The sequence below is a fragment of the Thioalkalivibrio sp. ALMg13-2 genome, from assembly GCF_000381185.1.
GTDB classification, from domain to species: Bacteria; Pseudomonadota; Gammaproteobacteria; order Ectothiorhodospirales; family Ectothiorhodospiraceae; genus Thioalkalivibrio; species Thioalkalivibrio versutus.
On the sequence record NZ_KB906107.1, the window covers coordinates 35,890 to 61,800 of the forward strand.

At 66.7% G+C, this 25,911-nt stretch carries 26 protein-coding genes; 9 read left to right on the forward strand and 17 right to left on the reverse strand.

The features are described 5' to 3' along the window. Nucleotides 1-10 precede the first annotated feature (10 nt). Nucleotides 11-1,393 (forward strand): FAD-binding oxidoreductase, encoded by a 1,383-nt coding sequence (locus F618_RS0107105; RefSeq protein WP_019568163.1) that lies wholly within the window; start codon nt 11-13, stop codon nt 1,391-1,393. Nucleotides 1,394-1,461: 68 nt separating this feature from the next. On the opposite strand, the gene F618_RS0107110 is transcribed toward F618_RS0107105, so the two are convergent. The 6 genes from F618_RS0107110 to F618_RS0107135 all read right to left on the reverse strand — a co-directional run bounded on the left by F618_RS0107110 (nt 1,462) and on the right by F618_RS0107135 (nt 6,440). Beyond that, nucleotides 1,462-1,890, reverse strand: a complete 429-nt coding sequence (locus F618_RS0107110; RefSeq protein WP_018144480.1) for a ClpXP protease specificity-enhancing factor — start codon at nt 1,888-1,890, stop codon at nt 1,462-1,464. Further along, nucleotides 1,887-2,513, reverse strand: a complete 627-nt coding sequence (locus F618_RS0107115; protein ID WP_018144481.1) for a glutathione S-transferase N-terminal domain-containing protein — start codon at nt 2,511-2,513, stop codon at nt 1,887-1,889. Before F618_RS0107115 ends, F618_RS0107110 begins: the two co-directional genes overlap by 4 nt. A 106-nt stretch (nt 2,514-2,619) precedes the next feature. Then, complete coding sequence (locus F618_RS0107120) at nt 2,620-3,363, reverse strand: cytochrome c1 (RefSeq protein ID WP_018168240.1); 744 nt, start codon at nt 3,361-3,363, stop codon at nt 2,620-2,622. Then, complete coding sequence (locus F618_RS0107125) at nt 3,363-4,772, reverse strand: cytochrome b N-terminal domain-containing protein (RefSeq protein WP_018168241.1); 1,410 nt, start codon at nt 4,770-4,772, stop codon at nt 3,363-3,365. Before F618_RS0107125 ends, F618_RS0107120 begins: the two co-directional genes overlap by 1 nt. Continuing rightward, nucleotides 4,772-5,374 (reverse strand): ubiquinol-cytochrome c reductase iron-sulfur subunit, encoded by a 603-nt coding sequence (petA, locus tag F618_RS0107130; protein ID WP_026287943.1) that lies wholly within the window; start codon nt 5,372-5,374, stop codon nt 4,772-4,774. The genes F618_RS0107125 and petA overlap by 1 nt, the downstream gene beginning before the upstream one ends. Before the next feature lie 316 nt (nt 5,375-5,690). Then, nucleotides 5,691-6,440 carry a Nif3-like dinuclear metal center hexameric protein gene (locus F618_RS0107135; RefSeq protein WP_019568164.1) on the reverse strand — a complete coding sequence of 250 codons (750 nt, stop codon included), beginning with the start codon at nt 6,438-6,440 and terminating at the stop codon, nt 5,691-5,693. Between the two features lie 42 nt (nt 6,441-6,482). On the opposite strand from F618_RS0107135, the gene F618_RS0107140 reads away from it, so the two are divergent. After that, nucleotides 6,483-7,604: a S1C family serine protease gene (locus F618_RS0107140; RefSeq protein ID WP_019568165.1), complete on the forward strand. Its 1,122-nt coding sequence runs from the start codon at nt 6,483-6,485 to the stop codon at nt 7,602-7,604. 23 nt (nt 7,605-7,627) lie between these two features. Here the strand turns inward: F618_RS0107140 and F618_RS0107145 are convergent, their stop codons facing one another. The 5 genes from F618_RS0107145 to F618_RS16155 form a co-directional block, all read right to left on the reverse strand. Continuing rightward, the gene (locus tag F618_RS0107145; protein WP_019568166.1) at nt 7,628-8,536 is read right to left on the reverse strand and encodes a CopD family protein; all 909 of its coding nucleotides are present in this window, start codon (nt 8,534-8,536) and stop codon (nt 7,628-7,630) included. Between the two features lie 3 nt (nt 8,537-8,539). Next, a complete protein-coding gene (locus F618_RS0107150) occupies nt 8,540-8,911 on the reverse strand; it encodes a copper resistance CopC family protein (protein ID WP_018952170.1) in 372 nt (123 codons plus the stop codon). Between the two features lie 106 nt (nt 8,912-9,017). After that, nucleotides 9,018-10,418 (reverse strand): multicopper oxidase family protein, encoded by a 1,401-nt coding sequence (locus F618_RS0107155; RefSeq protein WP_019563218.1) that lies wholly within the window; start codon nt 10,416-10,418, stop codon nt 9,018-9,020. Continuing rightward, complete coding sequence (locus F618_RS0107160) at nt 10,418-12,163, reverse strand: TolC family protein (protein ID WP_019568167.1); 1,746 nt, start codon at nt 12,161-12,163, stop codon at nt 10,418-10,420. The genes F618_RS0107155 and F618_RS0107160 overlap by 1 nt, the downstream gene beginning before the upstream one ends. A gap of 148 nt (nt 12,164-12,311) precedes the next feature. After that, the gene (locus F618_RS16155; protein ID WP_369772992.1) at nt 12,312-12,692 is read right to left on the reverse strand and encodes a hypothetical protein; all 381 of its coding nucleotides are present in this window, start codon (nt 12,690-12,692) and stop codon (nt 12,312-12,314) included. On the opposite strand from F618_RS16155, the gene F618_RS16580 reads away from it, so the two are divergent. Then, nucleotides 12,582-12,824, forward strand: a complete 243-nt coding sequence (locus F618_RS16580; protein ID WP_338065499.1) for a hypothetical protein — start codon at nt 12,582-12,584, stop codon at nt 12,822-12,824. The genes F618_RS16155 and F618_RS16580 overlap by 111 nt on opposite strands. Before the next feature lie 206 nt (nt 12,825-13,030). Here F618_RS16580 and pepN read toward each other — a convergent pair whose 3' ends face one another. After that, nucleotides 13,031-15,664, reverse strand: coding sequence for an aminopeptidase N (gene pepN, locus F618_RS0107170; RefSeq protein WP_019568168.1), 2,634 nt, complete (start codon nt 15,662-15,664; stop codon nt 13,031-13,033). 396 nt (nt 15,665-16,060) lie between these two features. Here pepN and F618_RS0107175 point away from each other — a divergent pair, with 396 nt between their 5' ends. Together F618_RS0107175 and F618_RS0107180 are read left to right on the forward strand one after the other, a co-directional pair. Continuing rightward, nucleotides 16,061-16,882, forward strand: coding sequence for a TatD family hydrolase (locus F618_RS0107175; RefSeq protein ID WP_018168250.1), 822 nt, complete (start codon nt 16,061-16,063; stop codon nt 16,880-16,882). Then, a complete protein-coding gene (locus F618_RS0107180; RefSeq protein WP_026330488.1) occupies nt 16,875-17,645 on the forward strand; it encodes an SDR family oxidoreductase in 771 nt (256 codons plus the stop codon). The genes F618_RS0107175 and F618_RS0107180 overlap by 8 nt, the downstream gene beginning before the upstream one ends. A 94-nt stretch (nt 17,646-17,739) precedes the next feature. On the opposite strand, the gene F618_RS0107185 is transcribed toward F618_RS0107180, so the two are convergent. Next, nucleotides 17,740-18,741 carry a c-type cytochrome gene (locus tag F618_RS0107185; RefSeq protein ID WP_019563222.1) on the reverse strand — a complete coding sequence of 334 codons (1,002 nt, stop codon included), beginning with the start codon at nt 18,739-18,741 and terminating at the stop codon, nt 17,740-17,742. Next, nucleotides 18,738-19,415, reverse strand: a complete 678-nt coding sequence (locus F618_RS0107190) for a c-type cytochrome (protein WP_019563223.1) — start codon at nt 19,413-19,415, stop codon at nt 18,738-18,740. Before F618_RS0107190 ends, F618_RS0107185 begins: the two co-directional genes overlap by 4 nt. Before the next feature lie 359 nt (nt 19,416-19,774). On the opposite strand from F618_RS0107190, the gene F618_RS0107195 reads away from it, so the two are divergent. Further along, entirely contained in the window at nt 19,775-20,317 is a 543-nt protein-coding gene (locus F618_RS0107195) for a glycine cleavage system protein R (RefSeq protein ID WP_019568169.1), read from the forward strand. Between the two features lie 59 nt (nt 20,318-20,376). Here the strand turns inward: F618_RS0107195 and F618_RS0107200 are convergent, their stop codons facing one another. The 3 genes from F618_RS0107200 to F618_RS0107210 form a co-directional block, all read right to left on the reverse strand. Beyond that, nucleotides 20,377-21,861: a RimK family protein gene (locus F618_RS0107200; RefSeq protein ID WP_019568170.1), complete on the reverse strand. Its 1,485-nt coding sequence runs from the start codon at nt 21,859-21,861 to the stop codon at nt 20,377-20,379. Next, the gene (locus F618_RS0107205; RefSeq protein ID WP_019568171.1) at nt 21,854-23,023 is read right to left on the reverse strand and encodes a GNAT family N-acetyltransferase/peptidase C39 family protein; all 1,170 of its coding nucleotides are present in this window, start codon (nt 23,021-23,023) and stop codon (nt 21,854-21,856) included. The genes F618_RS0107200 and F618_RS0107205 overlap by 8 nt, the downstream gene beginning before the upstream one ends. Before the next feature lie 95 nt (nt 23,024-23,118). Next, the gene (locus tag F618_RS0107210) at nt 23,119-23,790 is read right to left on the reverse strand and encodes a haloacid dehalogenase type II (RefSeq protein ID WP_026331183.1); all 672 of its coding nucleotides are present in this window, start codon (nt 23,788-23,790) and stop codon (nt 23,119-23,121) included. Nucleotides 23,791-23,920: 130 nt separating this feature from the next. On the opposite strand from F618_RS0107210, the gene F618_RS15455 reads away from it, so the two are divergent. The 3 genes from F618_RS15455 to F618_RS0107225 all read left to right on the forward strand — a co-directional run bounded on the left by F618_RS15455 (nt 23,921) and on the right by F618_RS0107225 (nt 25,857). Further along, nucleotides 23,921-24,181 (forward strand): addiction module protein, encoded by a 261-nt coding sequence (locus F618_RS15455; protein ID WP_081620867.1) that lies wholly within the window; start codon nt 23,921-23,923, stop codon nt 24,179-24,181. Nucleotides 24,182-24,329: 148 nt separating this feature from the next. Continuing rightward, complete coding sequence (locus tag F618_RS0107220) at nt 24,330-24,653, forward strand: BolA family transcriptional regulator (RefSeq protein WP_018176172.1); 324 nt, start codon at nt 24,330-24,332, stop codon at nt 24,651-24,653. A 4-nt stretch (nt 24,654-24,657) separates the two neighbouring features. Further along, nucleotides 24,658-25,857 (forward strand): alkaline phosphatase family protein, encoded by a 1,200-nt coding sequence (locus F618_RS0107225; RefSeq protein WP_019568173.1) that lies wholly within the window; start codon nt 24,658-24,660, stop codon nt 25,855-25,857. Nucleotides 25,858-25,911: the final 54 nt, after the last annotated feature.

The window sequence follows — 25,911 nt, forward strand, 5'->3', positions numbered from 1 at the left end:
GCGCCCACCGATGACCCCTCTGGCTCGCGAACTGGAACAGCTCCTGGCGCCCGGCGATCGTCTGCTCGATCCCGCGGACTGCTGGACCTACGGTGCCGACAACTCGAAGCTGCATGCGGTGCCCGACGCCGTCGCCTTCCCACGGGACGCCGATATGGTGCGCGAGCTGGTGCGCCTTTGCCGGCGCCTGGGCGTGGCCCTGACCAGCCGCGGACGCGGCACCGGCACCACCGGTGCCGCGGTCCCGGACCATGGCGGGCTGGTGGTGTCATTCGAGCACATGAACCGCATCCTGGAGGTTGATCCGGACAATCGCTGGCTGATCGCGGAGCCGGGCGCCACCAACGGCGAGATCCAGCAGGCGGCAGGCGCCACGGGCTTCTTCTGGCCGCCGGACCCCACCAGTAGCGCCTATTGCACGCTCGGTGGCAATCTCGCCTATAACTCCGCCGGCCCGCACGCGGTCAAATACGGCACCCCGCGTGACAACACCCTGGGCCTGTCCGGCGTGGCCGGAACCGGCGAGGCATTCCGCACCGGCGTCCATACCACCAAGGGGGTGGTGGGCTACGACCTCACCCGTCTGCTGATCGGATCCGAAGGGACCCTGGCCGTGCTCACCGAGGCCACGTTGCGCCTGACACCCAAGCCGGAAGCGACCCGCCTGATCCAGGCGGTCTACCGCGATGTCGACGCCGCGGCCCGGGCCGTATCCCGGCTGATGGCGCGCGCCGAGGTCCCGTCGGCGCTGGAGTTCATGGACCATTCCGCGATCACGATGATCCGCGCCTACGCGCCGGATTGCCCCCTGCCCGCCGCTGCCGGCGCGATCCTGATGATCGAGACCGATGGCACCGAAGCCGGCATCGAGGCCACCACCGCCGGCATCCGGCGCGCGGCCGAGGGCGAAGGCTGCGTGCAGACCCTCAGCGCCGACACCCCGGAAGAGGCCCAGGCGCTCTGGGCCGTGCGCAAGGCCCTGTCACCCGCGTTACGCACGGTGGCGCCGAAAAAGATCAACGAAGACGTGGTCGTGCCGGTCTCGCGCATTCCCGACCTGATTGCCGGGCTCGACCGGCTGGCCGCGGAACACGCCATCAAGATCGTGAACTTCGGCCATGCCGGCAACGGCAACATTCATGTAAACCTGCTGGTGAACCCGGATGACCCGGCGGAACTCGCGGCGGCGGAGCGTTGCCTGGACGGCGTCTTCACCCTGGTGTTGTCGCTGGGCGGGACGCTCTCGGGCGAACACGGCATCGGGCTGGTGAAGCGACCGTATATCAGCCGGGAACTGGACCCGGTGGCACTGGGACTGATGGCCGGCATCAAGCGAACGTTCGACCCGGACAACATCCTGAACCCGGGCAAGGCGCCCGGCGGACCCGCCTAGCCAGGTACCGGGCAAGGGAATCCCCTCCCCAGCAGGGCCCGGAAAAGAAAAGGGCCCCGGAAGGGGCCCTACTTCACGACCTTCAGTGCCGGACCCTTGCGCTTCGGGGCCGGCGAATCCTCCCCGCCCCCGTCATCACCAGAGCCGTCCGGAGGCGTGCCCGGACCGTCGTCGTCGGGGCCGGGCCCCGGCTCGCTGCCGAACATCATCCCCTGACCGTTCTCGCGCGCGTAGACCGCGAGCACGGCTTGCATCGGCACAAAGACATCCATCGGGCTGCCCGCGAACCGGGCCGAGAAGGCCACCGCCTCGTCACCGATGTTCAGGGCCTGCACTGCGGTCGGACCGACGTTGAGCGTGATCTTGCCCTGGTCGACGAACGCCTCCGGAACGATCACCCCTTCGACTGTGGCGTCGACCAGGAGATGCGGCGTGAAGCCGTTATCCGTAACCCACTCCCACAGAGCCCGGAGCAGATAGGGGCGCGACGAAGTCACAGGCGAAGCTCGCGCTCGGCCTCGGTCAGACTCACCTGGAACGATTCACGCTTGCAGACGCGATCGGCATATTCCTGAATCGCCTGCGGCAACGCCGTCAGATCGATGCCCACGGCGGGAAGCCGCCACATCACCGGGGCGATGGCACAGTCCACGATCGAGAACTCGTCGCTCAGGAAATACGGCTTGAGCTCGAAGATCTCGGCCGAGCTGACCAGGCTTTCGCGCAGGATCTTGCGCGCCTTGGTCAAGCCGGAGCCGGAGGCCTGGTTGACGGCATCGAGACCCTCGTACCAGTCACGCTCCACGCGATAAAGCGCCAGCCGCGCCGCCGCCCGCGAGACCGGATCCACCGGCATCAGCGGCGGATGCGGAAAGCGTTCATCCAGGTACTCGGTGATGACGTGCGTGCCGTACAGGGCCAGGTCGCGATCCACCAGGGTCGGGACCTCGTTGTACGGGTTCAGGTCGGAGAGATCCTCGGGCAGTTCATCGGGCCCGAGATTGACGACATCCACGGCGATGTCCTTCTCCGCAAGGATGATGCGCACCCGGTGGCAACGCACGCAGTCGTGAGCAGAAAACAGGGTCATAACGGAACGACGGTTGGCGACCAGCGCCATGGCTTTCTCCCTAGCCCGGCCGAACGGTTTCCGGTGCCGGGCAGACGGTCAATAACACCGGCGCGCGATCGTCCCTGATCGGCGCGCCGGTTACGGTTCATGCCGCCTAGTGTACGTCTTTCCAGTACTCCTTTTTCAAGAAGTAGGCGAGAATCGTGAAGATCCCGAGGAAAATCAGTACGTACAGGCCAATTCGCTGACGGTCCAACTGCATCGGCTCGCCCATGTACGAGAGATAGGTCACGATGTCGCGCACGGCACGATCGTACTCGCTGGGCGTCATCTGGCCGGAGCGCACCAGTTCGAGACGCTCGTTACCATCCTCGTCGACGACCTTTTCCTGCCAGCCCTGCAGTTCCCACAGCACGTGGGGCATGCCGACGTTGGAGAACACCTCGTTGTTCGCGCCCAGCGGGCGCGACTCGTCGATGTAGAAGCTCTTCAGGAAGGTATAGACCCAGTCCTCGCCATTGATGCGCGTGGTCATGGTCAGGTCGGGCGGGACCACACCAAAGGCCTCTTCGCCATAGTCTTCGCTCATGGCGTTGGTCATCAGCGAACCGACGCCAACGGGATCACCGGCCTCGTCGGTGATGAAGATGAAGTTCTCCTCCACCTGCTGCTCGGTCAGGCCGATATCGCGACCCACGCGGTTGTAGCGCATGTACTCGGTCGAGTGACAGGCCATGCAGTAGTTCATGAACAGGTTGGCACCGCGCTGCAACGAGGCCTCGTTGGTCACGTCGATGTTGGCCTTTTCCAGGTCACCGTCGTACCCGGCCGCCGAGGCGGCCGGGACGGTGAACAAAGCCGCAGCGGCCAGGAATGTAGTTGCAATCAGCGTTTTCATTACGAAGTCACCCTTTCCGGAACGGCACGGTCACGGCCCAGGCCACGTGCGAAGGCAGGGACCACCATGGTCACGAACAGATACACGGTCGGAATCAGCCAGGACCACATCAGCAGGCCCGCGCTATCGGGGTCGAAGCGCAGGATGTCGTAGAAGGAGTAGATACCCACCACCACGGCAAACGCGATCAGGCTGAAGACCATGGACCGTTCCTTGCTGAGGAACCACAGCACGAAGAAGAACGCGAAGTAGACCGTGGAGAAGCGCAGGCTCATCTCGCTGACCTCGCTGGTGGCCTGCTGCAGGCCCAGCCATCCGAGGATCACGAAGGCCACCACGAACACCGCCAGGTTGAACTTGGCCGCGAACGAGCGATAGCGCATCGACAGGACCGGGTTGCGATCCAGCCAGGGGATGAAGAACAGCATCACCACCGCGGCGCCCATCGCCATCACACCCAGGAACGGATCCGGCACCGAACGCAGGACCGAGTACATCGAGGTGAAGTACCAGACCGGCGGAATCAGGTCCGGGGTCACCAGCGGATCGGCCGGGATCATGTTGTCGGCCTTCAGGAACAGGCCACCACCGGTCGGGAAGAAGAACATGATCACGGCGAAGACCATCAGGAACACGCCGACGCCCACCAGATCCTTCACGGAATAGTAGGGGTGGAACGGGATGCCATCCTTCGGGATGCCATTCTCGTCCTTGTGGTCCTTGATGTTGATGCCGTCCGGGTTGTTGGAACCCACTTCGTGCAGCGCGATGATGTGCGCGGCCACCAGCATGATCAGCACCAGCGGCAGGGCAATCACGTGCAGTGCGAAAAAGCGGTTCAGCGTGGCGTCGGACAGCAGGAAGTCACCGCGAATCCAGGTCACCAGGTCCGGCCCGATGTACGGGATCGTCTGGAACAGGTTCACGATGACCTGCGCGCCCCAGTAGGACATCTGACCCCACGGCAGCAGGTAGCCGGCGAAGGCCTCGGCCATCAGTACCAGGTAGATCAGCACACCGAAGATCCAGATCAGCTCGCGCGGCTTCTTGTAGGAGCCGTAGAGCAATGCCCGGAACATGTGCAGATAGACGACCACGAAGAACATCGAGGCGCCAGTGGAGTGCATATAGCGGATCAGCCAGCCCCACTCCACATCGCGCATGATGTACTCGACCGACGCAAACGCGAGTTCGGCGTCGGGCTTGTAGAACATGGTCAGGAAGATGCCGGAGACCACCTGGATGACCAGCACCAGCAGGGCCAGGGAACCAAAGAAGTACCAGAAGTTGAAGTTCTTCGGTGCGTAGTACTGCGCCAGATGCTCGTTCCACATCTGGGAGAGCGGGAAGCGGGCGTCCACCCAGCCCAGCACACCGCCCTGGATCTTGGTATCAGGATTGCTGGCCATCAGATCGCCTCCCCGTCTTCATCTTCACCAATGACTAGCAAGGTATCGTTCCGATACATGTGCCGCGGGATCACCAGATTGGTCGCCGCGGGCATGTTGCGGTACACGCGACCGGCCAGGTCGAAGCGCGAACCGTGGCAACCGCACAGCCAGCCGCCCTGCCAGTCGGAACCCATCTCGGGATCGCCGATCTCCGGGCGGTAGCTCGGCGAGCAGCCCAGATGGGTGCAGATACCGATGACGACCAGGATCTCCGGCTTGCGCGAGCGATACTCGTTCTGCGCATATTCCGGCTGCTGGCTTTCCACTTCGGAGTCGGGATCGCGCAGGCGATCGGCCACCTCGGCCAAACCGGCAACCATCTCGTCGGTGCGCCGCACTACCCAGATCGGCTGGCCACGCCACTCGACGCTGACACGCTGACCCGGCTCGACAGCGGCCACGTCGAACTCGACAGGGGCCCCGGCTGCCTGAGCGCGCGCGCTGGGCTGCAAGGACGCCAGGAACGGGGCCGCGACTGCGGCGACCCCGGCTCCGCCTACGACGGATGTCGCGGCGACGAGGAACCGGCGACGGCCTCGGTTTACGCCTTGGTTTGCCATGTTTGTCTCTCCAAACAACGTGTTGAAATCGTGTTCCCGCGGCCGCAAAGAAGGGCGCGGCTGGCACGCGAAGGGGCTTGCCGCACGCGCGAATACCCATCTGGGCGGGCTGTAAAATGCGATAGAATTCCCGAACACGCTAATAAGGTCAAGTAGATTGCCGCCTTAAGACCGAGCATTGCACTCGGTCTCACGCCCCCGAAAACCTTATAAGCAGTTGATTATAAATTTGCTTGTTCCGGGCGCTGCCAACGCCCCGAAACCGCACATTCTGCACCACAATCTCGCAGCGCGCGGCCCGTGAGGGCGACATCGCTCAGGCGGGATTGTCGATCTCGATGAACTCGTGTTCGAGGCCGAAACGCTCCCCGCACCACTGCCCCAGGGCCTGGGCCCCGTAACGTTCGGTCGCATGGTGCCCGGCGGCGAAGTAATGCACCCCAAGCTCGCGCGCCTCGTGGGTGGTCTGTTCCGAGATCTCGCCACTGACATAGGCATCCACCCCCAGGGCCGCCGCCTCGGTCAGTAGCGACTGCGCCCCGCCGGTACACCAGGCGATGCGCCGGATCGGGTGATCGCCGGCCTCCACGCACAGGGCCTCGCGCCCCAGCACATTGCTGATGTGCGCCTGCATGTCCGGCGCCGACAGCGGTCGGGCGGGGGTTCCGATCTGGCCGACACCGTCCTCGCGCAATACGCCGTCGATCGCGAACCCCAGGCGTCCCGCCAGCTGGGTATTGTTGCCGAGTGCCGGATGGGCATCCAGCGGCAGATGGTAGGCCACCAGATTGATGTCATGCGCAAGCAACTGCCGCAGGCGCTCCCGCTTCATGCCGGTCACCTCCTGCGGCTCGCCCTTCCAGAAGTAGCCATGGTGTACCAGGATCAGGTCGGCCCCGGTCTCCACGGCCGCCTCCACCAGCGCCAGCGAGGCGGTCACCCCGCTGACGATCCGGTGGATCTCGCGCCGTCCCTCGACCTGCAGCCCGTTTGGACAGTAGTCGCGGAAGCGCTCCGGTTCGAGTTCCGCATTGAGTGCCTGCATCAGTTCGTCGCGATCGACCACGGCGGGATCCCCTGTTGAGCGATGATTCGGTATATTCGGCATATGGTGAATTTCTCCCGCTTCCTGCTGCAAGCTGCGCTGACCGGTATCGCCCTGGCGGTGGTGATCGCAGTGTTCTTCCCCGAGATCCTCGGCCGCGGCGACCCAGGTGCCGAGCTGCGGGTCGCCGAGCCGGTGGCTGCGCCTGCCGCAACCGGCGCGCCGGCCAGCTATGCCGACGGCGTGCGCCGCGCCGCACCCGCGGTGGTCAACATCATGACCTCGCGCACCATCGATCGCCCGTCCGGCTTCGGCCTGCACGAGTTCTTTGGCCAGCAACTGCCACCGGGCGAACAGGAACAGTCCAGCCTCGGCTCCGGGGTCATCATGACCGATCAGGGGCACGTGCTCACCAATCACCACGTGATCGAGGAGGCCGATGCCATCGCCATCGTGCTGCCCGGCGGCGAGGCCCATCCCGCGGAGATCATCGGCATCGACGCGGACACCGACCTCGCCGTGCTGCGCGTGCGGGTGCCGGATCTGGCCGTGGCCACGGTGGGTCACTCCAGCGACCTGCAGGTGGGTGACGTGGTCCTGGCCATTGGCAATCCGTTCGGGGTCGGCCAGACCGTGACCCAGGGCATTGTCTCCGCCACCGGACGCAACCAGCTTGGCATCAACACCTTCGAGGACTTCATTCAGACCGACGCGGCCATCAACCCGGGCAATTCAGGCGGCGCGCTGATCAATGCCCGCGGCGAGGTCATCGGCATTAACACGGCGATCTTCTCGCGCTCCGGCGGCTCCCACGGCATCGGCTTCGCGATCCCCGTGGACCTGGCGCGCAGCGTGATGACCGACATCATCGAACAGGGCTTTGTCGCCCGCGGCTGGCTGGGGATCGAGGTCCAGGCGATGAACCGCGAACTGGCCGAATCCTTCGGCCTGGATGCCCCGCGCGGCGTACTGGTGGCGGGCATCCTGCGCGAAGGCCCTGCCGAAGACGCCGGCATCCGCCCGGGGGACGTCATCACCCACCTCGACGACAGCAGCGTGAACACCCCGCGCGAGGCCCTCAACGCGATCGCCCGCACCGCGCCGGGCGCAACCCTGGACATCCACATCCAGCGTGAGGGCGAGGACATCGAACTCTCGGCGACTGTCGTCCAGCGCCCGATCTAGGCAACACCCACCCGGGGTCTTTCTCAGCCGTTGGCCGGCGAGCTGACCGTGGTCAGTACCGCGGTCAGCAGCAGGATCAACGCCACCAGGGCACCCTCCAGCGCAATGCTGCGCCGCAGACGCCGCGGTGCTCCCGCTTCGCCGCGCTCGAAGGCCGGTACCAGCCGCCACTTGTTCGCGGCCGCCAGCAGCAGGAGCAGTGCGACGATCAGCACCTTGCCGATCAGGAACTGGCCATAGCCGGTGGTCAGCAACGGCGTGATGCCACCCAGCAACCACCAGGCGAGAACCACCCCCGCCAACACCAGCAATCCGACCCCAACCATCGCGACCTGCCCGAAACGGGCCAGGATGCGCGCGGCATCCGCACCCTCGGGAGGATGCCCGGCCAGCCGGTACAGTGGCGCCAGCGACGCAACCCAGAAGGCGGCTGCCAGCAGATGCACGATCAGCAAACCGGCCAACAGAACACGAGGCTCATCCACGGTATGGCCCACCTGCACGAAGGCGAACATCACCAACAGCACCCCGGCCAGGCTCAGGCCATAGCCCACCCCTGGCAGACGCCGGGCATCCAGCAGGATCGCCTGAACCAGTAACAACCCGGTTACCGCGAGGATCAGCCGAGTCCCCTGCGCGCCCTCGAACACCATGCGGAGCAGCATCGGATCCATCGCGGAGGCGACGTTGCCACCCCCGAGGTACCCGGCCTGCAACGGCCACTGCAACATGGCCAGGGCGATTGCCACCCAGGCCGCGACCGCCCCCGTCCGGGCGAGCACCCGGCGATCCGGATCGGGCAGATCCGGAAACGCCAAGCGAAAAAGCACCGCCCCGGTCGCCAGCAGGGCCCCAAGGTAGAGCCCGGCCGTCACGAGGATCATCGCGACGGTCCAGGCCTCCACCCCGGCGAGTGCCGACATCCAGGCCATGAATCAGTCCTCCACCGTGAAGCGGAAGCCATCGGACATCATGTGCCCGTCGCGCGCCAGACCGCGCCAGCGCACCTGATAGCTACCGGCCGGAAGCGGCTCCGCAGGCTCCACGAAGTAGCGCTCGGTCGGCTCGTTGCCCGGCCGATTCGCCATCCTCACACGGCCGTTGGGGCCGGTCACGTCGAACTGAGTAATGCGCATCGCGCCATCGAACTCGATGCCGATCGCCTCCGGCGAGCCCTGCACGGTGGCGCCGTCCTCCGGCGTGCTGCCCAAATCGCCCTCATGGGCCAGCAGCGGCATGGCCAGGGCCAGCAGCAGGGCCGCCAGGGCGGCTCGGGTGGTGTTGTGAATCGTATTCTTGGTCTGCATGTCGTGTCCTCTTGCTGTTTAGCCGTGTGGCAAACGTTGTTTGAAACAGGTGTGGGTAACACGGAGGGTCCGACTGGACCCTCCGGCCGGTTTTCCATACCGGAGACTAGTGGTCGTGACCTCCATGCCCCCCGTGACCACCATGGCCATTTGCGTCGCGGCTGGGGGTCGGCAGCGCATCCGAGCCCTCGCCGGCCAGCTTGCCGCGGCGGACCGGATTGCCGAAGTCCGGGTCATCGCTGACCATCCAGGCGACCTCGCCCTCCGGATGCCAGTACCAGCCCGGGTCACGGAAGTCGCCCGGCTCCAGGTCGTCACGGACCTTGATCAGGGTGAACATCCCGCCCATGCCGATGCTGCCGAAGGGCCCCTGTCCCATGGCCATCGCCAGGGTGTTCTCCGGGCCGGTCATGTGACCGCTGTCGGTATGTTCCTGGTGATCGGCCATGCCGTGCTCGCCCATCGCCATGTAACCGGGGAGGATCGAGCGGATCTCCTCCTCGATACCGGACTGATCCACGCCTAGCGGGTTGGCAATGCCGTGGCCCATCGGGTTCATGGTGTGATGCGACATGTGGCAGTGGAACGCCCAGTCGCCCGGCGGTGCGACGAACTCGATATCGCGGGTCTGGCCGACCGCCACGATCTCGGTGGTCTCCTTGCGCCACTGGCTGCGTGGCCAGCGCCCGCCATCGGAGCCGGTCACCTCGAACGACACCCCGTGCACGTGCATCGGGTGGTTCCACATCGACAGGTTGCCCATGCGGATACGCACCCGCTCGCCGGTCTTCGCCACCAGCGAGTCGATGGCCGGGAACACCTTGGAGTTCATCGACCACAGGTCGAAGTCCACCATGATCGACGGATCCGGGGTGCGCGTACCGGGATGCAGTCCCCAGTTGTGCAACAGGATCGCGTAGTCGCGGTCCACCGGCTCGATCTCGCCATCCTTCGGATGGATGATGAACATGCCCATCATCCCCATCGCCATCTGCACCATCTCGTCGGCATGCGGGTGGTACATGTGCGTGCCGTGCTGGTTCAGCTCGAACTCGTAGACGAAGGTCTCGCCCGGGTGGATCGGCGGCTGGGTCACGCCCTTCACCCCGTCCATGCCCGAGGGCAGGTGGATGCCGTGCCAGTGCACCGAGGTGTACTCGGGCAGCCGGTTGGTCACGTAGATGCGGACACGATCGCCCTCCACCGCCTCGATCGTCGGCCCGGGGGTGGTGCCGTTGTAGCCCCAGCACTTGGCCACCGAACCGGGCGCGAACTCGTGCTCGATCTCCTCGGCCACCAGGTGAAACTCCTTCACCCCGTCGTTCATCTGGTACGGCAGCGTCCAGCCATTGGGCGTGTGCACCGGCATGTAGCCCTGCTCGGTGCGTTCGCCCGGCGTGTGATCGCCCTCGTTGTGGTGCTCGTGGCCGGTTTCGGCCATCACCCGTGTCAGGGTGGTCGCCGGCAGCAGGGCGCTGGCGGCAATCAGAAAGTTACGGCGTTTCATCAGTGATGCCCTCCATGCCCGTGGTTGGAATGATCGCGGTGGTCCTGGTCCTGCTGACCGTGGTCATCGTGATCCATGCCGGAATGGCCCTCGTGACCTTCATGGCCTTCGTGGCCTTGGCCGTGATCCATATCGTCATGGGCCCCGTGATCCCCGTGGTCCATACCGGAATGCCCGTCATCGCCGTCGCCATGATCCATGCCGGAATGGCCCTCGTGACCTTCGTGACCTTCGTGGCCTTGGCCATGATCCATATCGTCATGGGCCCCGTGATCCCCGTGGTCCATACCGGAATGCCCTTCATCGCCGTCGCCATGATCCATGCCTCCATGGCCTCCGTGATCCATGGCACCGTGATCGCCATGCCCCATGGACCCGTGATCCATGGCCGTCGGCTCGTGCTCCAGCTGGGCGGTCGCGAAGGTTCCGGCGCTACCCGGCTCGCCGCCCGGCAACTCGCCGGCCACGGCATGCGCCAGCGCGGCGCGGGCCTGCCAGTAGTCACCCAGGGCCGCGACGGTCTTCTGCCAGGCGGCCAGCTCTTCCTGCTTGATCGCGAGCAGGTCGAACACGTCGTCGAACATGAAGTTCACGCGCTCCTGGAGCCGCTCGGTCGCCAGCTCGCGAGCCGGCAGCAGGTCGTCCTGCAGCACGCCGAAACGGTTGCGGTGGTGGGCCAGACGCTCGAAGTGCTGGTGCACATCATTGGTGACCGCCTGCACGAGCGACTCGCGCCGCGCCTCGCCGTCCGCCAGCCGGGCCTCGGCGCGGCCAATACCGGCCTGGTTCTGGTTGAAGATCGGCAGCGTGAACGAGATGCCCCCACCCCACAGGCGGGTCCCGTCACCCTCACGCTCGAACTCCAGCCCCGGTTCGATATCCCCCATCCAGCGGTAACGCCGCACTAGGGCCACGCCCTCGGTCAGCCCATCCAGGGCATGATCCAGGGCGCGCAGATCCAGGCGCTGTTCCAGCGCCTGGTCCACCAGGGCCTGACGCTCCTCGACCTCTGCCAGCGGCAGCGGCAGCTCTTTCGGAAGCTCCCAGTCATCGACCTCGCCAGGCAGCCCCATCAAATGCGCGAGACGCAGCCGCGCCTCGCGCTCGCGCTGGCGGGCATCCTCGAGCTTAAGCCGTGACTCGGCCGCCCGGATGCGCAGGTGGGCGCGCTGCAGGTCCGAGATATTGCCGGCGTCATAGAAGCGCTCGCCCAAACGTGCGCCCAGATCCGCGGCCCGGCTCTCCAGGCGTTGCACCTCGGCACGCTGGCGCGCGGCCACCGCGTCATACCAGGCGCGTTCGGTGTCACTGGCCAACGCGACCATCCCCTCGGCCAGTTGCAGACGGGTGGATTCCCAGTGAGACCGCGCCATCTCCTGGCGCGAGCCGCGCATCAGCAGCCCGGAGATCCCCCAGGCCAGGCCAACGCCGTACTCGTTGCCACCGCCACCCTCGGGGCGCATGACCGACAGCGACAGCGATGGATTGGAAAACTGGGAGGCCTCGACCACGTCGGCCGCAGTCAGATCCAGCTTGGCATAAGCCTGCTGCATGCGCGGGTTGCGCCAGATGGCCTGGTGAATGGCCTCGTCGAGCGTCAGCTCGCCGGAGGGTCGGGGCATCTCCGACTCGGGCAGGTCGATCCCCTGCACCGAGAGGTCCTCCATCAGATCGGACCGGTCCAGCTCGGGCGCGGTAACCGCACAACCGGCGAGAAACAGTACCGACACCACGGGGAGCAGCAATCGGGTTGCTCGCATCGTGAAAATCTCCTTGATTCCGTACTCGATTCCGAACCGCGCGCAAGCGCACGACACGGCCATACTGCCCGCTGCCGGGGGGCACCCAGGCAGCACACGGGCAGGAACCGGCCAAACGGCCGGCATTACGGGATCAGGAGAGGATTGGAGGGCGGTGCAACGCGGCCGTGGAAGGACCGCTCTGGAAGGAATGCAGGCTTGCGCCCGGCGCTTCGGTCGCCACGACACTCATGCCGGTGATGGACGGCATGCCCTGACAGTGGCTACAGGCGGCACATGCAGCCAGACAAGCCGCATCCACGCAATCGGCATGTGCAAGCAGCTCGCTGGCCTGGGAATGTCCCGACGAAGACGCATGGTCCGAACCATGATGAGGCGACGCGGCGTGGCCCGCCCGGTCGCCATGCGCATGGTGAACATGGGCAGCGTCGTGCCCGTGATCGTGGGCCCCGTGCTCGGCGTCGCCCTTGGACTGGGCACTATGCATCGTGTGCCCGGCGTGACCGTCTTCCATACCCACGGCCGCGGCCAGCGCCGGCAGGCCGGCAATCGCCAGCACCAGCATCCAGCACAGCAGTCGGTAGAAGACTCGCTTCACGTCGGTCCGAACCTCGTCTCGAGGGGCGTCGCGCCCCCTATAACCTGACATCAACCTACCACAACCCACAGCCACCTGCGGACGCAACCCCGACGTTCGAACGGACCCGCACCGGGACCGCCCACGGAGATCGCCGCGTCGCCTTCGGCTCCTCGCGATGACGAGCTTCCAGCCCCGTCGTTGCGAGGAGCCGAAGGCGACGCGGCAACCCCCGGACCAAGCCCCGGCGCCGGATCGGCGAGGGGGCTGGCCTCCTACGCCAGCGCGCGTTCGATTACGTCGCGTAGGTCGCGCGAGACTTCGAGCGCGGCGAGGCGCTCGAGTTCCGCGCGCATCTGCTCGCCACGGGCGGTGTCGACCTTGCGCCAGCGGGTCAGCGGCTGGGCCAGGCGTGCGGCGGTCTGCGGGTTCATCGCGTCCAGCTTCTCGACGAAGCCGCCCATACGGCGGTAGCCCTCGCCGTCGTCCTGGTGGAAGTGGCGTTCGTTGCGCGCCATGAACGGCCCCAGCACCGCGCGCACGCGGTTCGGGTTGGTCCAGCGAAAGCCGGGGTGCTCAAGCAGCGCGTCCAGGCGCTCGAAACCGCCGGCGACCTGGCTGCCCGCCTGCAGCCCAAAGTACTTGTCCAGCACCAGCGGGTCGTCGCGGTAGCGCTTTTCGAAGTCCGCCAGCAGCACCTGGCGCGCCTCGTGGCCCAGCTCGTTGACCGCATTCAGTGCGCCCATGCGCATGGTCTGGCTGCGGGCCTTCTGGTACTGCGCCAGGGCCTCGGGCACCGCGGCCTGGTCGCGCGCGGCGACGCGCAGCGCCAGCAGCCGGTTGCGCAGCTGGCGCCGGCCCATGGCCTCGGCGGTGAATGCACCGTTGTCGACGTCATCCAGCTTCGGCTGAATCTGCTGCATCGCCTCGGTCAGCGGCATGTACAGGCGCTTCTCCAGGTCGTCGCGCTCGTTGCGCAGACGCACCGGGTCCACGCGCTCGAACAGTTCGGCCAGCTCGCGGGTCGGCGGCAGCTGCAGGATGGTCGCCAGCAGCACCGGCTCGATCGCCTCGTCGCGCAACAGCGCTGCCAGGGCATGCTCGATCGCCGCCTCCAGCGCGGTGTCGGCGGCATCGTGCTCGATGCGTGACCGGATCGCGCGGCGGAACAGCGTCTGCGCCGCCTCCCAGCGGGCAAAGGCGTCGTCGTCATAGGCCAGCAGGTGGGCCAGCTCGTCCACGCCCTGGTTGGCGTTCAGGATCACCGGGGCGGAGAAGCCGCGCAGCCAGGAGATCGCGGCTGGCGAGTCGGACAACTCTTCGAAACGGAAGGTCTGCTCGCCTTCGCTGAGCTCCAGCACCCACTCGTCCTGCACCTCGCCACCCTTCTGGTGAGCCGTGATGCGCCGTCCTTCGGCATCCAGAAAGGCCACCCGCATCGGGATCACCACAGGCTCCTTGTGCTCCTGCCCCGGAGTTGGCGGCGTCTCCTGCGTGAGCGTGATGCGCGCCTGGCCACCGGGGCCGTCAAACGACGTCGCGGCCGTGACCCGCGGGGTGCCGGCCTGGGTGTACCAGCGCTTGAATGGCGTCAGGTTGCGACCACTGACCTCGGCCATCACCGCCACGAAGTCGTCAGTGGTCACCGCCTGACCGTCGAAGCGCTCGAAGTAGACGTCCAGTCCGCGGCGGAAGGTCTCGCGGCCGATCAGGGTGCGCAGCATGCGGATCAGCTCCGCGCCCTTTTCGTACACGGTCAGGGTGTAGAAATTGTTGATCTCGGCGTAGTGGTCCGGACGCACCGGGTGCGCCAGCGGGCCGGCGTCCTCCGGGAACTGGAAGGCGCGCAGCATGGCCACGTCGTCGATCCGCTTCACGCCGAACAGGGTGCAGTCGGTGGTGAACTCCTGGTCACGGAAGACCGTGAGCCCCTCCTTCAGCGACAGTTGGAACCAGTCGCGACAGGTCACGCGGTTGCCCGACCAGTTGTGGAAATACTCATGGGCAATCACCGACTCGATGGCGACGAAGTCGTCATCCGTGGCGGTGTCGGGACTGGCCAGCACGTACTTGGCGTTGAACAGGTTCAACCCCTTGTTCTCCATCGCCCCCATGTTGAAGTCGTCCACCGCAACGATCATGTACACATCCAGATCGTATTCGCGTCCGAAGGCCTCCTCATCAAAGCGCATCGCGCGCTTCAACGAGGCCAGCGCGTGGTCGCAGCGATCGGCGTTGTGTGCCTCCACGTACAGCTCGAGCTGAACCTCACGCCCGGACATCGTGGTGAAGGTGTCGCGCTGGCAGGCCAAATCCCCCGCGACCAGCGCGAACAGGTACGACGGCTTGAGAAAGGGATCCTCCCACACGGCGTAATGCCGGCCACCGTCCAGTTCGCCGGCCTCGACGCGGTTGCCGTTGGCCAGCAGCACCGGGTACTGCGCCCGATCCGCCTCCAGGCGCACGCGGTAGGTGGTCAGCACATCCGGGCGATCGGGGAAAAACGTGATGCGGCGAAAGCCCTCCGGCTCGCACTGGGTGCAGAGATTCCCGCTGGAGGCGTACAGCCCCTCAAGCTGAGTGTTCTGCTCCGGGTGGCAGCGGCTGACGATCTCCAGCCGCGCGGCCTCCGGCAGGCCATGGAGCAGCAAGCCCTCGGCATCCTGTTCCAGCAAACCCTCGGCCGGCTTGGTGCCGTCCACGGTGAACGAGACCAGCTCCACACCATCGCCATACAACCGTAGCGGTGCATCCGGCTCCACCGCCTCCGGGTTGCGCCGCACCGCCATGCGCGTCGTCACCTCGGTGGCTGCCGCCGCCAGATCAAAGTCCAGCTCCAGGCTCTCCACCACAAACGCCGGCGGCTGATAGTCGTTCAGATAAACCGCCAGGGGGCTCGCATCACGCATTCCAAACTCCAAATCATCAATAACCGTTCAACACGTATCACGCCCACGCGGTCCATACCCCAAACCCGGACAAGGACCCCGCCATTGCGAGGCCCCGCAGGGGCCGTGGCAACCTCCATCCGCAACCCCCACGTTTCTCCGTCCCGGCCGGGGCCACCCCCACAGATCGCCACGTCGCTACGCTCCTCGCGATGACGCTGCTTGTTCGCCCGTCATTGCGAGGCGCCGAAGGCGCCGCGGCAATCTCCCCAAGCTGGCAGAGCGATCGGCCCGCCCTTCGGGCCGGCCTGCGGCCGTTCAACGCGCTTCGCGCTTTTGTGCCACGGCGCCGGCGGCCCCTCGCAATGGCAGGCCCGGGAACTGGCACCACGCGTCCAATCCGTTAGCATACCGCGCATGGAATGGATCGATATCTGCTTTAACCTCACCCACGAATCGTTCAACAAGGAACGCGACGAGGTCCTCGAACGCGCCCGCGAGGCCGGTGTCTCCTGGATGCTGATCACCGGCGCCGACGCCCACCAGAGCGAAAAGTGCCTGGAGATCGCCGACCGCTACCCGGACTGCTGCCGCGCCACCCTGGGCGTGCATCCACATCTCGCCAAACAGTGGACCGACGCGATCGCCGCCCGGTTCAGTGACCTCGCCCGTGCGGACGCCAACGTGGTCGCCATGGGCGAGATGGGTCTGGACTACAACCGGGACCACTCGCCGCGCCCGCAGCAGCGCAGCGCCTTCGAGGCCCAGCTGGAGCTGGCCGCCGACCTCGGCCTGCCGGTGTTCCTGCACGAACGCGACGCCCACCACGACTTCGCCCAGATCCTGCGCCGCTGGCGCGACAAGGTGCCGGCGGCCGTGGTGCACTGCTTCACCGGCGAGGCCGACGCCCTGGCCGAATACCTCGACCTCGACTGCCACATCGGCATCACCGGCTGGGTCTGCGACGAACGCCGCGGCCACCACCTGCACCCGCTGGTCCCGCGCATCCCGCGCGGCCGCCTGATGATCGAGACCGACGCCCCCTACCTCCTGCCGCGCAGCCTGCCCAAGGGCACCGGCAAGAAGATCGGCAACGGCCGGCGCAACGAGCCCGCCTTCCTCCCCCACATCGGCGAATACGTGGCCAAGCTGCGCGACGAGCCAAGCGAAGACCTCGCCGTCCACACCACCGCCACCGCCCGCGCCTTCTATAACCTCCCCGAAACCGCCGGTGTCTGAAACACCGGACAACGACCCGACGCCACGGGTGGCGCTGGTCACCGGCGCCGCGCGCGGGATCGGCCTCGGCATCGCCGGGCGCCTGGTGCAGTATGGCTGGCAGGTGGTACTGACCGACCTCGACGGCGCCGAATGCGAACAGGCCGCCGCGCGCATCGGCCCCGCGGCCCGGGCGATGACGCTGGATGTCCGCGACGAGCAACAGGTCCGCGAAGCCATTCGGCGCACGGAGGAATGGCACGGCGGACTCGATGCGCTGGTCAACAATGCCGGCATCAGCGACCCGCACTCCGGGCCACTGGAAGAACTGGAACTCGCCGACTGGCAGCGCTGGCTGGACACCAACCTCACCGGTGCCTTCCTGCTTGGCAAGCATGCCCTGCCGCTGCTGCGCCGCCGCCATGGGGCCATCGTGAACATCAGCTCGACTCGCGCCCTGCAGTCGGAGCCACACACCGAGGCCTACGCCGCCAGCAAGGGCGGCCTCGACGCCTTCACCCACGCCCTGGCCATCAGCGCCGGGCCGGATGTCCGCGTGAACACCATCCGCCCCGGCTGGATCGACGCCCGCAGCCCCGACCAGCAACAGGCCGAGCCCCTGTCCGCACAGGACCACGCCCAGCACCCGGCCGGGCGCGTCGGCCAGCCCGCCGACATCGCCGCCCTAACCGCCTTCCTGCTCGGGCCGGACGCCGGCTTCGTCACCGGCCAGACCTGGACCGTCGACGGCGGGATGACCCGCCGGATGATCTACACCGACTGACCCCCGCCCAAAAGCGGAAACGAAAACGCCCCGGAACGACCCGCGTTCCAGGGCGTTGACGGCCTCCCAGTGAATCAGCCGGGAGGCGATCGCGTCAGTCGAAGGTGCGCGAGCGGAGGATCTCCGGGCGCAGGAAGTCCTTCTCGCCGGTGTTGTCGTGATCGCCCAGCAAGTGCCCGTCCACCTCGCGCACGGTCCCGTAGAGGGTGCGCCCGTGGAAATTGGCGTGCTTTTCACGGGTCTCGTGAACATCACCGGTGTAGCGCGGGTCCTGCGGGCGTTCGTGACTGTTCATGTAGAACGCCACATCCCAGGCCTCCTGGTCGCTGAGCGAGTTCGGCTGGCCCAACGGCATGTTGTGCTTGATGAAGGCCGCCGAGGTATTGATCCGCGACATCCCGGCACCCCAGTTGTAGGAACCATCTCCCCACAACGGCGGGAAGACCACCTGGCCGTCCTGCTTCAACCCCTGACCGTCCTCTGCATGGCAGATCGCGCAGCTCTGGGCATAGACCGCCTTGCCGCGCTCGTAGTTAGGCTCCTGTTCCGGCTCGGCCACCGATCCATAGCCACGCCCGTAGATCTCCTGGTCCGGGTAGACCGGTGCACCCTTGGCCAGCCACTGCATGTAGGTAGTGATGGCCAGCATCGTGTCGCTGCCGTACTCCGGCGGATTGCCATTCATCGAGTAGGTGAAGCAGCCGACCACGCGTTCCTCGAGGCTGTTCACCTGCCAGTTCTTGCCGCGGTAATCCGGCAGCGTGATCGCGGCCGGCCACAAAGCGGCACTGAACGGCTGGCGCCCGGCATCCATGTGGCAGCTGGCACAATTCATGTCGTTGAACACATGCTGGCCGCGCAGTTGCTGGGTATCAACGAACAGGTCATGACCGCGCCGGACCACGTCCTTGAGTTCGGGACTCATGGCGGCATCCTCGAGATCCTGAAGCGTCGGCGGGATATGGACGAGCTGGCCCTCCTCCGGCTCGGCATAACCGAGGGCGAACAGGGGCTTGTATTCGTCCCAGGCAGCGCTCGCGGCACCGGCCAGCAGGACGGCCGCGCCCGTCGTCAGCGTGAGCTTGCGAATCTTCATTCCGTATCCCCTTGTGCCGACGTGACACGTTGACGGGCCAGCCAGGCCGAGACGGCCCGGATGTCCTCATCGCTCATGCGCTTGGCGATCGCAGCCATCAGGCCCTGCGGATCGTTGTCGCGCTCGCCCTCCTGCCACTGTCGCAGTTGACCGGCGATATAGCCGGCATGCTGACTCGCGATGCCCGGGAACACATCACCGGCCCCGGCATTGCCCGGGCCGTGGCAGCTCTGGCAGCTGACGATGTACTGGTTCCAGTCCCCACGCCGCGCCAGCTCCTCGCCGCGCGCCAGGGTGGCGTCATCCACGTCGTCGCCCCCCTCGGCCTGGGTAACCGGAAGCTGGGCGTAGTACGCAGCGACATCGGCTACAGCCTGATCATCCAGCATATTGGCGAACGCGGCCATGGTGCTGTTCCGGCGGCGGCCTTCCTGGTAATCCTTCAGTTGCCGCGCGATATAGCCTTCGGACAGACCGGCCAGGCGCGGCCAGGATTCGCCTCCCGGAACGTTCTGCCCGGAGCCATCGGCCTGATGGCAGGAAACGCAGGTCTGCGTCAGACCCTCCCCGCGCTGCGGATCACCTTCAAGGCCATCGACGGCCAGTGCCGGCGTCCCCGCGAGGCCGAGACCGAGGAGGAGGGCCAACCCTCCGGCAAGCTGTTTCTTTTTCATATGTGCTGTCCTTGGTCATGAGCCGCTATGCGCCGAAAGAGGAGTCACCGAACAGTCACCACGATCATCGGGCGAACCCAGAAATAACAACTAAAGAATATTCTCAATTCAGCATAAAGGATACGTCCTGCGGTTAGAGACAGCCGGGTTCTTGATGCAGATCAAACCTCTCCCACACAGGGGCCTACGCCAAGGCGTAGATGGGGCAGCACATCCCTGGCTACTGGCCTGACTACTGGCTGAACTAGCGCCGAATCGCGCCAGTGCCGGCAAGGGCTCCAAAGTGGCGCGGTACCTGCGAACCGGAACCATGCCGTAGCATGACCCGTCTGATCGCAACGGGAACAGGGAGACAGAGCATGAAGACTTCGGTGATTCTGACGGTGATCGGGCCGGACCGGCCGGGGCTGGTCAGCGCGGTGGCGGCGCGGGCGCGGGCGGCGGGCGGCAACTGGCTGGAGAGCCGCATGGCGCAGCTGGCCGGTCAGTTCGCCGGGGTCGTGCTGCTGGAGGCCGAGGCGGATGCCGCGGACCAGCTGGAGGCCGCACTGCGCGAGCTGGAGGGGGACGGTCTACAGGTCCAGATCCAGCGCGGGAGTGAGCTTCCGGCACCGCCCTGGCACCGGGTGGTGCTCGATCTGGTCGGACACGACCGGCCGGGGATCGTGCAGGACATCACCGCCATCCTCTCGCGCCACGGCGTCAGCGTGGAAACCCTGGATACGGCCTGCAAGCCGGGCTCAATGACCGGCGAACCAATGTTCCACGCGCAGGCGCAGCTCGGCGTCCCCGAGGACCTGGATCTGGACACCCTGCAGGACGCCCTCGAGGCACTGGCCAACGAACTGATGGTCGACCTCGAACTCCACGACCCGCAACACGAGCCGCCCGAGGCAGCCTGACCTGGAATCCGAGCAAGCTCGATACCCCTCGCCCGTAACGAGCGCGCCGGAAAGCCGCATCAGGGTGCGGCGCGGTGGCGGCGGGCGGCGTCGAGGCGGCGGACGAAGTCCTGCATCAGGGTGGTATAGAGCGTCTCGCCGAGGACCTTGTCCTCGATGCCGGCGTCAAGGTTGGGGTTGTCGTTGACCTCGATCACCATCACGCCGCGCGGGGTCTGCTTGAGGTCGACGCCGTAGAGGCCGTCGCCGATCAGGTTGGCGGCCTTGACGGCGGTCTTGACCACCGCCGCGGGCACGTCGGCCAGGGCCTGGGTGCGAAAGCCGCCCTCGCGCGCGCCGCCCTTGGCGTCGTGGTTGACGATCTGCCAGTGTTTGCGCGACATCAGGTATTGCGAGGCGTACAGCGGCTGGCGGTTGAGCACACCGATGCGCCAGTCGAATTCGGTGTAGACGAACTCCTGGGCGAGGATCAGATCGCTCTCCTTGAGCAGGCGCCGGGCGATGGATTCCAGCTCGCCGCGGTCGTTCGCCTTGAATACGCCGCGCGAGAAGCTGCCGTCCGGGATCTTCAGCACCACGGGATAGCCGATCGATTCCTCCGCGCGCAGGATGGTCTCGCGGTTGAGAATCACCGTCTTCGGTGTGGGCACGCGATGGGCGGCCAGGCGTTCGGCCAGGTAGACCTTGTTGGTACAGCGCAGGATGGAGTCGGCATCGTCGATCACCACCATGCCCTCGGCCTCGGCCTTGCGCGCGAAGCGGTAGGTGTAGTGGTCGATCGCGGTGGTCTCGCGGATGAACAGGGCATCGAACTCCGCCAGCCGCGGCAGGTCGCGCGCCTGGATCAGCTCGACATCCATCCCCTGCTCCTGTCCAGCGCGGACGAAGCGCTTGAGCGTCGCCGGCGTGGACGGGGCCAGGGCCTCGTCCGGGTTGTGCAGGATGGCCAGCTCGTAGCGGGCGCTGCGGGCCTCGCGCCGGCGGCGCCAGGGCTTGGAGAGGTAGCGCTCCAGGGCGGCAAAGAAGGCCGGCTCCTGCTCGGGCTCGAGCGCGTTGAGCGCGAACGGGCGCAGGGCATGGATCTGCCACTGGCCCTGCAGCCGGAACTCCACCCGGAACATCGGCGCGGGGAACAGGGCGAACAGCTGCCCGGCGATCTCCTGCAGCGCCGGCTCGGCGCACTGGCCGAACAGCACGGTCAGTTCCAGCCGTTCCGGATGCGTGCCCTGGCGGCTGCGCCCCAGTACGCGCGCCACACGTTCATCCAGTTCTTCGGTGTCCAGGCTGTAGATCGACTTGCGCGACAGGTCCTGCAGAGTGCGCACGCTGGGGATCACCCGATGCCCGCGCGCCTCCGCCAGCAACGAGCCGTAGTAGCCCGCCGACAGGTAGCGCTGGCTACGGCACAGGTTGATCACCCGCAGGTTGGCCGGGTCGTCGACGGCCGGGCCGCGCAGGTAGTCGTCGATCGCCATCACCGGCAGGTCGGGGAAGTGCGGCTTCCAGTCCGCCCGGCGCTCGACCAGGATGCGGTGCTCAGGCATGCGCCACCCCTGGCGTCTTGCGTGGGCCGACGATCACCGCCGCCTGCAACCCCGCGCGTCCATAGCGCGCCATGCGCTCGAAGTCTGCGCGGGCGATCGGCATGTTGACCGAATCCAGCGCGCGCTCGCCCTGCTCGGTATCCACGAACGGGTCGTGCACGTAGACAAAACGCTCGTCGAACCCGGTGACCGTAACCCAGTGCGGGAAGCGCTCGGCGTACAGCCGCACGCTGCTGATCAACACCACCGGCACCCCGCCCTCGGCAGAGCGTGCCGCCAGCTGGGCCACGTTCACCGGACCATGCACCACGGGGACCCCGAGCTGCTCCAGCTCCTCGATCATCTCTTCCTGCACCAGCTGCATGACCTCCTTTTTCTCCACGCTGCGCACCGAATCGGCAAACGCCACGCCGCGATCGCGCACCAGCAGTTCCACCTCGAACCCGCGATGGGCGGCCGCCAGCGCCAGCCCGTAGGGACCGCAACCGCCGTGGCCGGAGGTCATGAATATGGTGGTGGCGTCACGCCACAGGCGCAGCTCCAGGCGCCGGTCCAGCTTCAGGTCCGGGTCGATGGCGCGCATCGCCATCATCAGCGCGGCCGGGCCGCAGGTGAACTCCAGCGTCTGCGCGTAGTACGGTGCGCGCACCAGCGCCGGATCGGGACCGGGCGCCAGCGACTTCTGCAGCCGCAGCGCATCCATGTGGTCCTCGTAGTAATCATCGATGGTGCCGAAATCGCGATACCCCAGCCCACGGAACAATGCCTGACTGGCCGCGTTGTCACGCCGCACCTCCAGGCGCAGATCGGTCCGGCCGTGCTCCCGCGCCACATCCTCCGCCGCCTCCACCAGGCGCCGCCCGAGCCCTTGCCCGCGTGCCCGCTCGCTGACCGCGATCGAGTACAGCCGCGCCAGCGACGTACCCCGGCTGAACAGCAGCATCACGTAGCCGAGCAGCCCCTCACCGCCGGGCCCCTCCGCCACCAGCGTGGCCGCATGCCCGCGCGTGAGGAGGTAGCGAAACTGCCGCCGCGAGATGCGATCGACCTCGAACGCCGCCTGTTCCAGCGCCACCAGCGCCTCCAGATCCTCGAGCGTGGCGGGACGGATCGGGGGCGATTCGACTGCGGGCGCGGCCCGTTGCTTGACGTGCTGGCTCACGCTCCTCTCCCGGCGGCTGCCCGATCTCCATCGTAGCGCAACCACCGCGTGCGAATAGCGCGTTGCAACGGGAATGCTTGCCGAGGTCGCGGCCGCTACAAACCCAGCGCGCCGGTCAGCTCGTCCAGGCCCCGGATGGTAGCGGTGGGTTCCCCGCCCCAGGGATCGAACAGCCCCTGCCCCGCCCGGTCGAGCCAGGCCGTGCGCATACCCGCGGCCTGCGCGCCGATCACGTCAAACGGGTTGCCCGAGATCAGCCAGGCAGCCATCGGCAATACATTCGCCCGCTGGAGGAAATGCCGGTACACCCGTGGATCGGGCTTGAAACAGCCGATCTCGTCCACGCTGACGACATCCTCGAAGCGATCGTCCAGACCGGCGTGGCGCAGCAGCTCGTCCACCGTCTCGGCCCTGCCGTTGCTGAATGCGAACAGGCGGTGGCCGTCCGCGCGCAGGCGATCCAGGGCCGGAGCCGCATCGGTAAAGGCGGGGAGCTGGCGATAGCGCAGCAACAACGCCACCTCCTGCTCAGGGTCGAGCTCGATATCCAACGCCTGGCAGCAATAGCGCAGCGCCTGCTCGGTACAGGTATCGAAGTCCGCATACGCCCCCATCAGCCCACGCCGGAAGGTGTATTCGAGCTGCTTCTCGCGCCAGGCACGCGCCAGCACAGGTGCCCGCTCGCCGATCCAGCCTTCGAGCGTCGCCACAATCCCCTGCGTATCGATCAGCGTCCCGTACACATCGAACGCCAGTGTCTGTCGCATCATCACCTCCCAGGAGCGGGAACCACCTGCTTCATGCCGGCCACAATGGCGCCCTCTCGCACTACCATGCCAGTATGAGCAGACACCTTGCTCCGGCCATCGCCCACAGCGATGTCACGAGGATGATGACATGAAGATCAAAGACCTCATCGACGAAGCCGAGTCCCTACCCGTGGAGGACCGCGCCCTGGTAGTCGATTCTCTCCTGCGCAGCCTGAACCCGCCCGATGCGGATGTAGACCGAAAATGGGCGGAAGTCTCCCGAAAACGCCTGGAAGAGATCCGGTCGGGCACGGTCGCGGCCATTCCGGGCGAGCAGGTCTTCGAGAAGATACGGCACCGGTTTCAACGACGCTGTTCTGATTCTCGCCATCATGCACCTGCATCGTGATCCGGACTATTGGAAGACCCGCGCACCGGGCGCGCAATCCCGGTCTTCCGGGCACGGCAGCCATGCGACCCACAGAGGATCTGGACATGCGTTGCCGACACGGCAGACTGGACACGTTGACCCACCATTCGAAGCACTGGAGTCGTCGATGACCATGCAGGAGACCATTAGCCGGAAACTGGAGGAACGCTTTGCGCCCGAGCATCTGGAGGTGGTGAACGAGAGCCACATGCACAACGTGCCGCCGGGTTCGGAGTCGCACTTCAAGGTGACCGTGGTATCCGAGGCCTTTCGCGATCAGAAACTGATCGCGCGGCATCGTCTGGTGAACCAGGCCCTGGCCGACGAGCTGGCCGGGGGCATCCACGCCCTGGCGCTGCACACCCTGGACCCGGACCAGTGGTTCGAGCGCGCCGGAAAGGTCGCGGATTCCCCGCCCTGCATGGGCGGCGACGGCGGCGCGAAGGCCTGAGGTCTTGTCGGTCACTGCCACCCCCACGGCCCACTCGGCCGTGGACGCCATTCTGCGCGCGCGGCTGGAATCCCCCGGGCTGATGGACCTGCTCGGCCAGATCGAGGCGAGCCTGAACGCGGCGGCCTCGCACCCGCCGCTCGCGGGTGTCTCCGAGCACCTGGGCCCGGACCGCCATATCGTACTCTGGCTCATCGACGGCTTTGCCGCCCGTTACCGCCGCCACACGCCGCTGTTGGGCGCGGACCACGTGACCGATCTGGAGACTGTGTTTCCCAGCACTACGGCCACCGCGATCACCAGCATCCTGACCGGCCGCCACCCCGCACGGCATGGCCTGCTCGGCTGGCATACCCGCCTGGCGGCCGCCGAACGCACCCTTACGGTACTGATGGGCCAGGAGCGCGGCGCCGACGACCACCCGGCCACGCTCGGCTACCGCGAGCTGACCGGCCGCGTGCAGCCCGACCGCCTGGGCGACCGGCTTGACTGCGGCATGACCTTCATCGGCCCGGAATGGATCGGCGGCACGCCCTACAACCGCATGATGAGCCGCGGCGCCGACTTCATTGGCTTCGAGGACCTCTCCGAGCTGCCGGCGCGGGTGGCCGCGCACGTGAACGCGACGCCAGGCCCCCACTTCACCTACGTCTACTGGTCGGAGCTGGACCATCTGGGCCACGAGTACGGCCCGGACAGCCCGGAGGTGGAGCGCCACCTGAAACAGCTGGACCTGGCCTACACCGCCACCTGCGCGCAGATCCAGCGCCCCGAGAGCGTGTTCCTGACCACCGCCGACCACGGCATGCGCACGGTCGAACGCCGCCTGGACCTCCGCGAGCATCCGGCGGTACAGGCCTGCCTGCGCCACCGTCTGACCGGCGAGCCACGCGCCGCCCTCGCCCACATCCGAACCGGACAGCACGCTGACTTCCTGCAGGCACTGGAGCGGGCGTTCGGTGACGATGTCCTGGCCATCCCGCAGGCCGAGTGGCTGGGCCACGGGACCCTCGGCCCCGAGCCGCAACACCCGGAACTGCGCGCGCGGGCCGGCGACTACCTGCTGCTGCCGGTCGAGGACGCCTACCTGGTGGACCCGCCGGCCGACGACGAAGGGCCGTTCTTCGTTGGCGCCCACGGCGGCCTGTCCCCGGAGGAACGGCATATTCCCCTGTTTCTTCGGAATATCGGCCAGTCGCGGTAAACTGCCGGGTTCTGTGTCAGTCAAACCGACTGGCGCTGGCTAAACAAGACTGTC

Coding starts and splice junctions, on each gene's coding strand:
- F618_RS0107105 (WP_019568163.1), top strand. CDS start 11: ATGACCCCTCTGGCTCGCGAACTGGAACAGCTCCTGGCGCCCGGCGAT.
- F618_RS0107115 (WP_018144481.1), bottom strand. CDS start 2,513: ATGGCGCTGGTCGCCAACCGTCGTTCCGTTATGACCCTGTTTTCTGCT.
- F618_RS0107120 (WP_018168240.1), bottom strand. CDS start 3,363: ATGAAAACGCTGATTGCAACTACATTCCTGGCCGCTGCGGCTTTGTTC.
- F618_RS0107125 (WP_018168241.1), bottom strand. CDS start 4,772: ATGGCCAGCAATCCTGATACCAAGATCCAGGGCGGTGTGCTGGGCTGG.
- petA (WP_026287943.1), bottom strand. CDS start 5,374: ATGGCAAACCAAGGCGTAAACCGAGGCCGTCGCCGGTTCCTCGTCGCC.
- F618_RS0107140 (WP_019568165.1), top strand. CDS start 6,483: ATGGTGAATTTCTCCCGCTTCCTGCTGCAAGCTGCGCTGACCGGTATC.
- F618_RS0107145 (WP_019568166.1), bottom strand. CDS start 8,536: ATGGCCTGGATGTCGGCACTCGCCGGGGTGGAGGCCTGGACCGTCGCG.
- F618_RS0107150 (WP_018952170.1), bottom strand. CDS start 8,911: ATGCAGACCAAGAATACGATTCACAACACCACCCGAGCCGCCCTGGCG.
- F618_RS0107155 (WP_019563218.1), bottom strand. CDS start 10,418: ATGAAACGCCGTAACTTTCTGATTGCCGCCAGCGCCCTGCTGCCGGCG.
- F618_RS16580 (WP_338065499.1), top strand. CDS start 12,582: ATGCGCATGGTGAACATGGGCAGCGTCGTGCCCGTGATCGTGGGCCCC.
- F618_RS16155 (WP_369772992.1), bottom strand. CDS start 12,692: ATGGAAGACGGTCACGCCGGGCACACGATGCATAGTGCCCAGTCCAAG.
- pepN (WP_019568168.1), bottom strand. CDS start 15,664: ATGCGTGATGCGAGCCCCCTGGCGGTTTATCTGAACGACTATCAGCCG.
- F618_RS0107175 (WP_018168250.1), top strand. CDS start 16,061: ATGGAATGGATCGATATCTGCTTTAACCTCACCCACGAATCGTTCAAC.
- F618_RS0107185 (WP_019563222.1), bottom strand. CDS start 18,741: ATGAAGATTCGCAAGCTCACGCTGACGACGGGCGCGGCCGTCCTGCTG.
- F618_RS0107190 (WP_019563223.1), bottom strand. CDS start 19,415: ATGAAAAAGAAACAGCTTGCCGGAGGGTTGGCCCTCCTCCTCGGTCTC.
- F618_RS0107195 (WP_019568169.1), top strand. CDS start 19,775: ATGAAGACTTCGGTGATTCTGACGGTGATCGGGCCGGACCGGCCGGGG.
- F618_RS0107200 (WP_019568170.1), bottom strand. CDS start 21,861: ATGCCTGAGCACCGCATCCTGGTCGAGCGCCGGGCGGACTGGAAGCCG.
- F618_RS0107210 (WP_026331183.1), bottom strand. CDS start 23,790: ATGCGACAGACACTGGCGTTCGATGTGTACGGGACGCTGATCGATACG.
- F618_RS15455 (WP_081620867.1), top strand. CDS start 23,921: ATGAAGATCAAAGACCTCATCGACGAAGCCGAGTCCCTACCCGTGGAG.
- F618_RS0107220 (WP_018176172.1), top strand. CDS start 24,330: ATGACCATGCAGGAGACCATTAGCCGGAAACTGGAGGAACGCTTTGCG.